Here is a 12,663-nt window from a genome sequence, read left to right as displayed (position 1 = left end):
TCCCGGGCGGGAGCACTTTTCTTCGGTCACAAATCAAACGCTCATTGACAGAAACACTGTCGATGAATCTTGAGATAGCAATACCTCTAACACCTCTAATTTGCAATACCCTCCCTTGAGGAAACTTTTGCCAAAGATATTTACTTTGAAAAAATCCTCATAAATTCGCCTGCCTATCTTTTTTCTTCCTTTTTTTACGCCGCAAAAAATCGACAGTGTTTCTGTCAACGGGCGGTGAGAACCTCAAGACGTCACAGGAACGGGGAAAAGGTGGGCAAAAATCTTCTCAAACGCTGCTGGAAAGCCTCGCCGCAAAGCCTGCGTTACCTGTTGCTCGCCGGCTTGTGCCTGTTGCGCGCGCAGAAACGCGTGACGGCTGCCGACGCCTCCCCCCTGTTCGTCTGCGGAGCTTTCCGCAGCAGCAGTGGCCTGGCGCAGTCCGCCCGTCTTTACGCGCAACGTCACCAGTGCCTGGGAGCGCATGTGCTGATGGTGGACATCACCGCCGCCATGCTCCAGCGACGGGACTTCATCCCCCCCGAAGAACCGCTGGACCCGGCGCAAATCCTGAACAGGCGCGGTCACGGCACGGTGGTCATTCACGCCAATCCGCCGCAGTTTCAGTTGGCGCTCTGCAAGCTGGGCAAAGACTTTCTGCGCGGCAAGCGCCTGATCGGCTACTGGGCCTGGGAGCTGGAAACCATGCCCGACATCTGGCGGCAGGCCCTGCAATATGTGGACGAGGTGCAAACGCCCAGCACTTTTGTGCAGAGGGCCCTGCAAGGCCATACAAACAAAAAGATCAGCGTCGTTCCCCATAACGTGCCGCAACCGGCGCGCCGCAAGACAGCTTATGCCGAGGATGGCGTGCTGCGCTGTCTGTTCGTGTTTGACGCGGCTTCCTCCTTTGAACGCAAAAATCCTCTCGCGGCCCTGCGTTCTTTTGAACGGGCCTTTGCGCCGGGCGAGGCTGAACTGACTTTCAAGATCAATGCTCCCCAAGCTGACAGCCGGGCCTTTGAGACATTCCGGCAAGCGTGCGCACGCGTGCCCGGCGTTGGCCTGCTCACCGCCCCCCTGACGGCGGAGGCGCTGGAAGACCTGTATCTGCGCCATGACGTCTATCTTTCCCTGCACCGTTCCGAAGGCTACGGGCTGACCATCCGGGAGGCCATGCTCCACGGCCTGCACGTCGTGGCCACCGGCTGGTCGGGCAATATGGATTTCATGCGTGGCGCGCTGGCCCATCCCGTTCCCTACACGCTTGTGCCGGTCAACATGGCCTCCGGCGTGTACAAGGGGCTCAAGGCCCGCTGGGCCGAGGCGGATGTGGATGCGGCGGCGGAAATATTACGGAGCCTGCGGCGCGACCTGTGCGGCGGGGGCCATGCATAAGCTCCGGCTGCTGTTCGCCAACCTGAAGCGCATTTACGCTGTGCTGCCTTTTGCGCTGCAACGCCGCATCTGGGGAGTGTTCGCCATCATGACTCTTCTGGGCATGACTGAACTGGCCAGCATCATGGCCCTGACGGGATTTTTCACCGTCCTGAACGCGCCCGCGCAGTTCGCGGCCTCGCCGTATGCCCAGGCATTTCTCCAGCTTGTGCCGGCGGCGGAACCTGTTTTCGCGGATTACCGCCGCCTGATTTTATGGGCCAGCCTGCTGCCCATCGGTCTGATTGCGGGCAAAAACGTTTTCTCCGCCCTGGTGGCCTGGCGCTCGGCCATGCTGGGCGAGCAGGTCGCGGCTCATGTGGGTATGAGCATCATGGAACGCTTTCTGTACATGCCCTACAGCTGGCATCTTTCCGCCCAAAGCAGTCAGGCTCTGACCTGCATGCAGTGGCGCTTCAATCTCGGGCAGGTGCTTCTGAACATTCTGACGGCTTATAGCAATCTGATTACCGTCACCCTGCTGTTCGCGGGGCTGACCCTCTATGCGCCGGGTGTCACGCTTAGCGCCGTGGCTTTTATGCTGGCGGCCTCCTGGGGCACATACAGCCTGCTGCGCAGGCGCATCGATCGCGCGGCGGCCAGAGCCGCCGAAGCCCAGCGGGAGGAAAACGCCGCCAGCATGACCGCCATCGGCGGGGTGCGCGAGCTGATTATTTATCAGCAGCAACCGGCCTTTCTGGCGACCATTGCGCGTAACGTGCGCGCGGGCATGAGGCCGCGTTCCTTTCTGGGGCTCAGCCCCAGCGTGCCCAGTTGGGTGCTGGAAAGCTCCGGCTTTCTGCTGATCTGGCTGGCGATTTTTCTGCTGATCCATATTCAGGACGCCACCCTGCCGGCCATTACCGCCACCGTGGCCCTGCTGACGCTGACAGCCTGGCGCGTGTTGCCCTCGTTGAACCGGGTGGTGGGCTCCATCGTGAGCATCCGGGGATTGCAGTCCACAGCCCTGCCCTGTCTGGACTATTTTGAACAGCTCTGCGCCGCCACGCCGGAAACCGTCCCTGCCCCGGCGGAAAACTTCCGCATCCGCAAGGAAATTGTCTTTGAGCATGTCTCCTACCGCTATCCCGGCGCGGAGCGCGACGCCCTTACGGATATCAGCTGCCACATCCCCCTGGGAGCCACCCTGGGGCTGGTGGGGCGCTCGGGCGCGGGCAAGAGCACGTTCATCAACATTTTGAGCGGGCTGCTGGAACCCACGGAAGGACGCCTGCTGGTGGACGGCAGGCCCATGTCCGCCGGGGAGCTGGCCGCCTACCGCAAACAGGTGGGCTATGTGCCGCAAAGCCCTTATTTGCTGGCGGGAACCGTGGCTCAGAACGTGGCCTTCAGCGACTGGGGCGCGCCGCCGGACAGCGAGCGGGTTCGCCGGGCCTGCCGTGAAGCGGCCATCGACTTTCTGGGGCCGGACTGCGCGGGTATTGACCGCCCCATCAGCGCGGGCGGCTCCGGCCTTTCCGGCGGGCAGATGCAGCGCGTCTCCATAGCGCGGGCGCTCTATGCCAACCCCGCCCTGCTGATTTTCGATGAAGCCACCAGCGCCCTGGATCAGGCCAGCGAAGCTGCGGTGCAGGAAACCGTGCTGGCCAATAAGGGAAAGCGTATCTGCGTTATTGCAGCGCATCGGCTGAGTACGCTGGAGGTGTGCGATACGGTGTTGTGGTTGGAAAACGGAGAATATCGAGGATATAATACTGTGAAGAATATTCTTGAAGAATATATAACATCAAACAGCACAGAAAAATAAATATATAGAATGGAATAAAAATGCAAGTACTTGTTGACGCATATAATTTATATTCTAAAAGTGGCACTGGGATATCGCGATATACCAGAGAATTGTGCCGTGCGCTTAATTTTTTGAATCACAATGTCTTTCTTCAGTTTGGGGTCCCTCTCCCTCAAGTTCATAATGAACTCCTAGCCAAAGCGATTGTTTTCAAAAAATTATCTCTGGAATGTGGTGAGAACAAAGAAAAATCTCGCACAGCTTTTCGTATAAGCAGAAAAATAAATAACTTATTAAATATAATAAATGATATAGATTTCATTGGAGAAAATATTTTTTTCTTACTAAATGAAAGTGATAAAAAACTTTTTGATGATCGTATAGAATATGTTAATGGAATTTATAATCAAAGCAATATGCATATAAAATCAGAAATACTATTTAGTATATGTAAAAAATTTTTAAGTATAAGAAAAACTAAAAATTATATTGATATATACCATAAGCCGTTTCAAGTTCCATGTTATTTTAAATATGCAAAAAATATTACCACTATTCATGATATTATTCCATTAAAAATACCATATTCAACTACTGTAGATATAAAAAAATTCTATGAACTTACAAAGTATACAATAAAAAAATCTGATAAAATTATAACAGTCTCGGAATCGAGCAAAAAAGATATAATAGAATATTTTGATGTGAAAGATGAAGAAAAAATTTCAGTTGCATATCAATCATCTTGTATTGATGAAAAATATATTAATAAAGAAATCAAAGATATTCAAAGTTTTATTAGAAATGTATATGGCATGTCTTATAAAAAATATATCATTTTTTATGGCGCTATTGAACCCAAAAAAAATGTACATCGCATTATATCGGCGGCCTTAAAGTCCAAGAGTGACTACCCTCTCGTGATTGTAGGGAAAAATGGCTGGCTCTTTGATGATGTAAGCCAACTTGTGAAGCAGGTACGGAAAACCCCATCCGGGAAAGAAAAAATTTTACGCATTCCTTTTTTACCGTTTGAGCATCTTACAATGCTTATATCAGGAGCCGCGGCATGTGTTTTTCCATCCCTTTATGAAGGATGCGGCTTGCCTGTGATTGAATCGATGCAATTGGGCTGTCCGGTAATTACAAGTAATATAAGCTCATTGCCTGAAATCGGCGGTGACGCTGTTCATTATGTAGATCCTTATAGCGTTGATGAAATAGCAAATGGGATTGATGCCGTATGCGGAAATGAGGAATACCGTCTGGCATTGGAGGAAAAAGGACGCATACGGGCAAAAATGTTTTCTCTTGACCGCTATGCCAAAAAATTAAGCAAGATTTATACAGAAGTTGCAGGAAAGGAGTAAAATATGCTGAAGTTAAAAACTCGTCTGAAAAATTTTCTTTCATCTCGTATAGACGCGGCTGTAAGCTCTTCTATACATGCGGCTGTAAATTCGTTTTTTGCGCGCTCTCAGCTCCTTAATAAAAACCAGCAACCTACGGGATCTGCTGATAAGATAATGATTAGATACCTTAGCCTTAATAATAAAGCATTAGCTCACTATATTGCAGAAGAATTGAAAAAAGAAATTGCCAAACGTCCAATTCCAGAATCACCTGGAATTTACCATTTAAATAGTAAGGTTTCAACGCAAGAGGATATTGAATCGGATTGGTCCCGGTACTGGATTAGGGAATTAGGAAAAGATTTCAACTTTCACAGAAAGAATTGGGAGCAATCCTATGTGTTACAGGTCCTCTTTGAGCATGGAATGTTGCAAGAAGGAAAAAAAGGGCTTGGTCTGGGCTGCGGGCGAGAGCCGCTTCCCAGTTATTTAATTAAGAGAGGCTGCGAGATTACCGCGGGCGATAAGCCCGGTGAAGATAATAATGGCGATTGGGTAAAAGGCGGACAATACACAGAATCCCTCTCTGATTTATTTTATGAGCATCTTGTTGATATTACTACCTTTAAATCAAAATTGGAATTGCGCTATGTAGATCTTACTCAGATTCCTCCGGAACTTTTTGGGCTCTATGATTTTTGTTGGTCAGTATGCGTTATTGAGCACATCGGCTCAATACAGGCTGGATTGGATTTTCTCAAGAATTCGCTCAACCTTCTTAAGCCTGGAGGTATTTCGGTTCACACAACAGAATTCAATTTCCTGGATACGCCTCAAACCATTGATAATTGTGGTTCAGTATTATTTAAGAAAGAGCATATTGAATATCTTGTGGAGGAGATTGGGAAGCTTGGAGGAGAAGTTATTGGCGCTGATTTTTCGTATGGAAATAAGATATTTGATCTGTATATCGATAATCCACCTTATTTTCATCAGGAAATTGAGGGGATTAATATAAAATATCCGCCTTACAGTGTTCCACATATCAAATTATTAATAGACGGATTTCCTGCCACATGCTTTGGCGTTATCATTAAAAAGAAGGCCATATGATAAGTCCTCTCACTGTATGCGCAGCGCCGACTGCAGGCAAGGCAGTTCTCTTGGCCCTTCTGGAAGGCAACCCTTTTTGTTTCAGCACCCCGCTTTGGCATGACAATGTTGCAGCCGCACTCTCTAATTTTGTGCCTTTAGAAGAGCGTGTTCCCAAAGGTGTGGCGGAAGGGATTTATGGGAATAATCTTCAGTTAAAATACTTTCGCGATCTGCTGACATCCACCGAATGGAGTAGACTTGAGTCGGTATCCTTACAGCAATTTTATATTTTTCATTTATCAAACAATGAACAAATAAGATTACCAATATCATTTGATTTTTATAGTATGGATGAAAATCTTGCGAAAACAATTTGGAATATGGAAAATTATAACAAAGAAAATATATTTTCTGCAATATTTGATGCTTTGCACAGTGCTATTGAGACAAAATCAAATAATAAACCTCGTTATGCATTGACTATGCCTTATAACGACTTCTGTGATTATGAAAAATTATTGGTGTCATTTCCTAAAGGCAGGATTATCTATATTGACAGAGATATATCTGACGCGCTAGGATCAGCTATTTTGCGTCGTGCAAAACTGCTTAAGAGTTCTTTTGCTACAGAATGCAGGAAGGAATTTTTAGAAGGCGATAAAAATTTTTTCTTTGAACTAGTTTCAAGAACAGCAAACATACAAAAACTCTGTGCTTCACATCCTGATAAAATATTGATTGTTAAATTTGAAGAACTCATTCTTGAAACTGAAAAAACAATGCGGGCTATTTGTAATTGGCTTTCTATACCTTTTACAAAAAATATGTGCTGCGCAACATTTCAGGGAAAAATTATTGATGCACGCGCTACTGGGTCTATTCAGGACGATATGCAAAAACTTCTCACCCATAAAGAGATCGCTCTCATTCATCGATATATAAATTATTTTAAAACAACTAAAAATGGTAAATTGGATATTCCAGCAGCTTTATTCAGTACAGATCATACTTATGCTGATGGAAATATCATTATCCAGACGAACAGAATAAGTCATAATATTTTTCATGGGCCATACATATCTATTCCCCCTGGATCGTATGATGCGAGTTTTAGTTTTGAAATAGCTGACGTTCCTACATATGTGCAATGGACATTGGATTGTGTCGATACGTCTGGTAATTGCTATTTCAAAAAAACTTTGCCTGTTTTCCTGCTCAATGGCGCTCACTTCATTTTAAGAGTAGATGAAACTGTAGATAAAAATACAAAATTTGAATTCAGAGCATATGGAGAAAAATCAAATATTGATTTGACGGTCATTTTCAAGGGGGTTAAAATATCAACGATATCTAATAAGCAAAAATTTTTTACTAAAATTATCCGAAAATTTTTAGTTTTCATTAATAAATTTACGTTAAAATATTTTTAGCCTATTTGGATATAAAGAGGATGATCTTTCATGCATAGCTTCTTCCCGGTTATTCTATGCGGTGGCAGCGGTACCCGCTTATGGCCTTTGTCCCGCGCTCTTTATCCCAAACAGTTTGTTGATCTGGGAGACGGGCATACTCTCTTCAGGAATACGCTAGAGCGAATAAATTATTTGAGTGATAATGCCGAATCAGTGATCCTCTGTACTGAAAGCCACCGCTTTTATGTGAGCGCAGCACTGTTGGAATGCGAGATGTCTGGCAGAATTATTCTGGAGCCTGAACCGCGCAATACAGCCCCCGCTATTGCGGCAGCTTCTTTTTTTGCCAGAGAAAGAGGGCGAGAAATCGGCAATGGGGATCCCATCCTTTTAGTATTGCCGTCGGATCATTTACTGCAGGATAAAGAAGCTTTTGCGGACGGTGTGTTAAAGGCAGGGGAATTGGCCGAGCGGGGGTTGATTGTCACCTTCGGCATTACGCCTACAGGCCCGGAAACTGGCTTTGGCTATATCCAGCAAGGCGAAGCCGTTGGAAACGGTTACCGTGTAATCCGCTTTGTAGAAAAACCGGATGCGCAAAGCGCCAGGGATATGCTGGCAGAGGGAGGCTTTTCCTGGAATAGCGGCATCTTCCTTTTCAGGGCATCTACCTATTTGAATGAACTGAAAAAATTCGCGCCTGAATTATATGACTCCTGTGAAGCCGCTTGGCGGAACAATGAAAAGAATGGTAAATTCATTCGCCTTGGTGCGAAGGATTTCCTTACCTCGCCATCGGAATCCATTGATTATGCCGTGATGGAAAAAACAAAGCTTGCGGCTGTTGTGCCGCTTTCCACGGAATGGAGTGATCTTGGCTCTTGGGAAGCTCTCTATCAGGTTGGCTCTAAAGACGAAAACCGTAATGTCTGTATCGGCGACGTAATCTGCAAGGATTCCGCAGATTGCTATCTGCACGGAACGCACCGCCTTGTGACAGCTGTCGGACTCAGCAATATCGCCGTCATAGAGACGCAGGATGCACTCCTTGTGGTTCATCGTTCACGGGTTCAGGATGTAAAAGAAATCGTTGGACATCTCAATAAGTCGCATCGTTCTGAATCAAAGCATCATCCCTTGGTTTATCGACCGTGGGGAAGTTATGAAACCCTGGCGATAGCCAGCCGTTTTCAGGTCAAACGCATTGTCGTCAATCCAGGGGCGGAACTCTCACTCCAGATGCATCATCACCGGGCGGAGCATTGGGTCGTTGTCAGCGGAACCGCTGAAGTGACCAATGGAAAATCCATCCAGATGATTACAGAAAACCAATCAACCTATATTCCGTTGGGCACGATGCATCGCCTGAAAAACCCTGGGGTGATTCCCCTCGTCCTTATAGAAATTCAATCTGGTTCCTATCTTGGAGAAGATGACATTGTTCGCTTTGATGACATCTATGGACGTACTCATTGAGGATTACGAAGCAAATATTTCCGGAGGATCGCTGCAAACTCATGAGCAAAACGCTCTGGCGACAGCGTTAGCTGGCGCCCGCGAGAAGAAAAAGCGTCTCAGAGCGTTGTAAAAGCACTATCATCTCACTGATCCGACACGCATAACAACAGGAAATCAGCCCCATGTGCCGTAGTACATTCCTCCTTGCCCTTACGGCCTGCTTGCCGCCTGCCTCCTGAGCGGCAGCCTGGAGGGCGACAAGCCCGCGTCCGCCGCGGTCGCAGCCCCCCGGATCGCCACCGTGGATCTGGAGCAGATCATGACCTGATCCAGCGCCGCCGAGGCCGGGCGCGCCCATCTGGCTCAGGCCCGCCAGCGTCTGTAACAGGGCTTTGCCGATCTGCAAAAAGCCTGATCCAAAGCCCCGGCCAAGGAACGCGAGGCCGTGTTGCGCGACGGCGCGCTGACCCTCAGCCGCCAGATGGCCGCCGAGGAGGCCGCCGTCCAGAACGTGGTCAACAAGATCCTGCTGGAAGAGGTCAATGCCTGGCGGCAGGCGCGCAAGGCCGCGCTGGCCCTGGATCGCACGCTCAGGGAACATGCCGCCCGCTTCGGCACGGACTGCCCGCAAGCCTGAAGCGGGTAGCGTTACCACTCGCCCTTTTTGCGCAGGCACGACATTATGACCATGACCACTCTCGGCTCACGCATCAAAATGGCTCGCGGCAAGGAATCACAGGAAAAATTCGCCGCCAGGCTTGAGATCAGCAAGGGCGCTCTGGGCTTTTATGAGCGGGACGAAAATCTGCCCAAATCCGACGTGATTCTCAAAATCTGCGCCCTCACCGGCGCTTCGCCTGACTGGCTGCTGACCGGCGCGGAATCCGCCTCCCGCGAAGCGGCGCACAAGCCCGCTCCGTGCCTGACCACTGCCCCTCAGGCGGAACAAATCGCGGCCGCCGCGCCGCGCGAGAGCCGGGAGTGCTCCTGCCCGCAGTGCGCGGAGCTGAAAAAACGCCTGACAGCCCTTGAGGAGGAACGGCGGGATCTTTACGCTGAAAACAGAAACTTGTGGAAAAAGATGTGCCTGCTGCTGGAAGAAATTGCCCGCCCGCGAGAGCGGCAGCGGCAGCCGTAGTCTCCAGCTTTCCCTGTACCATGCTCTAGTTGTAATGTTTCAATAGGTTGTTCACCCTCCTTCAATCCGGTAAGCTGGAAGTGACAAAACAACAGCAAACGGGAAGGGAAGAAGGGTGAACAGCCATAAGAATGCCAAACTTACGGCAAGAGGTCGAGAAAAAATGGTACGGCGGCTGGGGGAAAAATCTGTTGCCGCTGTGGCCGCTGATTATGGCCCATTGCTGTCCGGCTGGTGTTTAGTCCCACAGTGAAGTGGTTTTGATTCACATGAAATCTTTCGGGCTCAGCAGCCCATATCGCTCTCACAAATTCATAGGGAGATTTCCCTTTCAGTGTTTTCAGTCTTCCCGCAAAGTTATACGCCATAAGAAAGGCATGCAGATGCTTCTTCAACTCCTCATGGCAGGAATAGTGATAGCGGCCGGGAGTTTTTCTTTTTTCCGGGGCAAGCGCCGGGGCACGTCCTACACGCGAAGCGGCCGCCTGCGCGGGCAGTCCATTCCGAACGCTTTCAACCGATGGCAGGGGCGCGGCATCACGCGTGGACCAAACCCGATGGGCGGCCGCCTGTGGAACGCCATACGCTATCAAATGGTGAACAAGGCTCGGGTGGATGTGGGAGCCGTTACCCCGTCCGCCGCGGCGCATTTGGCGGCTGTTCAGACGGGCAAACGCGGAAGCAGGGGCGCATTTGAGTTTACCGGCACGCAACCCGTGACCCCGGCCATGCGCCGGGCGTTTTGGGCGGCCGGGGTACCCCTGGCGAAAGACACGCGGGAACTGAAACAGGAACCGCGGCCGCTGGTGGCCCCGGTGTACCGGGCGTTCAGTTCGCGGCTTGAAGCCTACATTATCGGGAAAATACAAGCCTATCTTGCGGGGGAATGAATATCGGCCGGTTGAATACTAGATTTTTGTTCGTTATCCTTTGAGGCAAGCTCTAAAGCCATACCTTTTGCGCTTATCTGTGCCAATAGAAATTCTTTTTCAATTCCATATAGTAAATCTTTATTCGCTCTTGAGCGTCTAATAAGTTCTTCTAAAATAAGAACATTTCTCCATAGATCAGCATTCGAAATCGAAAAATATTCCAAATCAGGAACAATCGCTAGGCTTATATGTGGTAGTAATAAATCAATCCAATTTTTTGCATATGAACAAGTGTTTCTATGGTTTAAAATATAGGTTGTTGTTGATGCCATAATGTCAGCAAGTTGTAATCCTGGATTATTTTTTGAATTTTCAAATGATATATTTTTAGATAAGTGTGGTATCGAAGGGTACTTTTTCCCATTCATTTCACGCCAGAATTGATCTTTTCGATTCACAAAATTTTCAAAAGTATCAGTAATGGCCTTCAATGGTTTAGATTCATCACAAACAACAGTTAGTTCACCTATATCAACAGTCCATTCACAGAGCACATGATACAATAGGGTCATGCTATTATCTAGAATCCACTTTTGAGAAGCTCCAAGCCCTTGGAATTCATCTATTATTTTGTCTCTATGTATTGATGCAAATTCTATAATATGACTTATATCATATGATAAATGAGATTTTTTATCAAACAAAGATAGCAGATTATTTTTTTTTATTGCGCATAAATTTTTCAAATTCTAAAAGCATATCATTTGCTGTTTTATTATTTCCATATGAATTCAAGTATATAGTATTAGCAATATACTGATGAAATCCTGATTCATAAAATAAAGAATTTTTCTTTGCAATCAATGGTTCAAATATATATTCAAAGAAACTACATGCAAGGGAATATTTTTTTAATGATACAGTAATTTTTGTTTTTTCAATAAGTTCTATAAATAATTCACCAATAGCCTCTTTATATCTATTACTTTTAGATAGTAAAGATTGTCCTTTTATTTCTTCTTGGCGTATATTATGTTTTTTGGTGAAATTTATAATTTTTTCAGCAGCATATTCTTCCGAAATATTGATACCAACATAGGAAAAATGTGGCTGATCTTCATTTAACATATTATTTCCAGTGAATCCAGATTCATCACAGTAAATACTCATGCTGACCTCATCAAACAAAATGAAACTGGCAAGAAGTAAAATTTGTTGAATTAGGAAAATTAGCAATATCAGACATTTTATATGTGTGATTCATAGACATCATTTCAATTTTCTGAGCCGAAGTTCCAGGCTGTAATTTTGTTCTTGGATGTGCTCTCGTTCAGGGTGGTAGTTGCCTGCAACTTCTTCAGACAGTGGTGTCCGCTCCATCAATTCACAGTACCGCTCCATAGGTGTTTTTGCTTTGTGTGCACTGTGAGGACGCTCCCAATTATAGTAATGTTGCCACTCCGCAAGAAGCATATCAATGTCGGATGGCGAAATGTTGATAGTACTGTAGAATTCGATTCTATCTGTCTTTTGTGAACGTTCAACCTTCCCGTTCAAGTGCGGAGAGGCTGGTTTGTTCGTCGGACGAAACTTGATTCCATATTGCTTTAAGCGTTCCTGGACGATGACGGCAAAAAATTCACGGCCTCGATCCGTTTGCATTCGTTGAATAGGAAAGGGCATTTCTTCAAGGACGCAATCAAGGAAATCCAACGTATTGCTCGCAGTTCGGCGGGCATATACCCGTAACACCCGATAACGAGTACAGTCGTCCACGGCGGTGTATTGCTACAGGCCAGGAGCGATTTTGCAGGTATCCACTTGTACTCGCTCACCGGGAATCGATCGTTGGTAACGTGTAAAGTCTTTTTTTCGATGATAGCTCACCAAAGGCTTTGCCTGATGGCGACAAAGAACCTTGTGAATGGACGCAATGGAGAGAGAAATCTCGCGGAGTCGCCTCAACTGTAGTAGTTCAGACTTGATCTGACAGTAGTCTCCGTTTTGATGGGTCCGTTGTCTGGTTAGTTGAGCTGCCCGACCTTTTCCTTCCAGATGGCCTTGCCGTCAAGCAGGGTTTGCATGGGCGTCCGTCCGCAACACATCTTGCCCTGGTGGCTTCGCTCCGTGTTGTACTCATTCAGCCAGGCAT

11 protein-coding genes and 2 pseudogenes are annotated in these 12,663 nt (G+C 47.4%); 9 read left to right on the top strand and 4 right to left on the bottom strand.

What is annotated here, in order from left to right:
• The first annotated feature begins 270 nt into the window (after positions 1-270).
• From G7Y52_RS09185 to G7Y52_RS09145, 9 genes are all read left to right on the top strand, one after another.
• Positions 271-1,395, top strand: a complete 1,125-nt coding sequence (locus G7Y52_RS09185) for a glycosyltransferase (RefSeq protein ID WP_165070752.1) — start codon at positions 271-273, stop codon at positions 1,393-1,395.
• The gene (locus tag G7Y52_RS09180) at positions 1,388-3,202 is read left to right on the top strand and encodes an ABC transporter ATP-binding protein (protein ID WP_165070751.1); all 1,815 of its coding nucleotides are present in this window, start codon (positions 1,388-1,390) and stop codon (positions 3,200-3,202) included. Before G7Y52_RS09185 ends, G7Y52_RS09180 begins: the two co-directional genes overlap by 8 nt.
• Before the next feature lie 20 nt (positions 3,203-3,222).
• Complete coding sequence (locus tag G7Y52_RS09175; RefSeq protein WP_165070750.1) at positions 3,223-4,554, top strand: glycosyltransferase family 1 protein; 1,332 nt, start codon at positions 3,223-3,225, stop codon at positions 4,552-4,554.
• Between the two features lie 3 nt (positions 4,555-4,557).
• Complete coding sequence (locus G7Y52_RS09170; protein ID WP_165070749.1) at positions 4,558-5,649, top strand: hypothetical protein; 1,092 nt, start codon at positions 4,558-4,560, stop codon at positions 5,647-5,649.
• Positions 5,646-7,061: a sulfotransferase gene (locus G7Y52_RS09165; protein WP_206215251.1), complete on the top strand. Its 1,416-nt coding sequence runs from the start codon at positions 5,646-5,648 to the stop codon at positions 7,059-7,061. Before G7Y52_RS09170 ends, G7Y52_RS09165 begins: the two co-directional genes overlap by 4 nt.
• A gap of 30 nt (positions 7,062-7,091) precedes the next feature.
• Complete coding sequence (locus G7Y52_RS09160; RefSeq protein WP_165070747.1) at positions 7,092-8,519, top strand: mannose-1-phosphate guanylyltransferase/mannose-6-phosphate isomerase; 1,428 nt, start codon at positions 7,092-7,094, stop codon at positions 8,517-8,519.
• A gap of 427 nt (positions 8,520-8,946) precedes the next feature.
• Positions 8,947-9,138 (top strand): hypothetical protein, encoded by a 192-nt coding sequence (locus G7Y52_RS15305; RefSeq protein WP_241159685.1) that lies wholly within the window; start codon positions 8,947-8,949, stop codon positions 9,136-9,138.
• 45 nt (positions 9,139-9,183) lie between these two features.
• Positions 9,184-9,639, top strand: a complete 456-nt coding sequence (locus G7Y52_RS09150; RefSeq protein ID WP_241159684.1) for a helix-turn-helix transcriptional regulator — start codon at positions 9,184-9,186, stop codon at positions 9,637-9,639.
• Between the two features lie 401 nt (positions 9,640-10,040).
• On the top strand, positions 10,041-10,529 hold the full coding sequence (locus G7Y52_RS09145) for a hypothetical protein (RefSeq protein ID WP_206215250.1): 489 nt from the start codon (positions 10,041-10,043) through the stop codon (positions 10,527-10,529).
• Here G7Y52_RS09145 and G7Y52_RS09140 read toward each other — a convergent pair.
• The 4 genes and pseudogenes from G7Y52_RS09140 to G7Y52_RS09125 all read right to left on the bottom strand — a co-directional run.
• On the bottom strand, positions 10,511-11,257 hold the full coding sequence (locus tag G7Y52_RS09140; protein ID WP_165070732.1) for a DUF3800 domain-containing protein: 747 nt from the start codon (positions 11,255-11,257) through the stop codon (positions 10,511-10,513). The genes G7Y52_RS09145 and G7Y52_RS09140 overlap by 19 nt on opposite strands.
• A complete protein-coding gene (locus G7Y52_RS09135; protein ID WP_165070729.1) occupies positions 11,226-11,681 on the bottom strand; it encodes a DUF3800 domain-containing protein in 456 nt (151 codons plus the stop codon). The genes G7Y52_RS09140 and G7Y52_RS09135 overlap by 32 nt, the downstream gene beginning before the upstream one ends.
• A gap of 99 nt (positions 11,682-11,780) precedes the next feature.
• A pseudogene (locus G7Y52_RS09130) lies at positions 11,781-12,500 on the bottom strand (integrase core domain-containing protein); the annotation flags it as partial.
• A gap of 35 nt (positions 12,501-12,535) precedes the next feature.
• Positions 12,536-12,663, bottom strand: a pseudogene (locus G7Y52_RS09125) (IS481 family transposase); the annotation flags it as partial.

It is taken from the genome of Desulfovibrio sp. ZJ200 (genome assembly GCF_011039095.1).
GTDB lineage: Bacteria > Desulfobacterota > Desulfovibrionia > Desulfovibrionales > Desulfovibrionaceae > Desulfovibrio.
The sequence above is the reverse complement of the archived record's forward strand: the minus strand, read 5'-3'. Positions and strand labels throughout refer to the sequence as shown.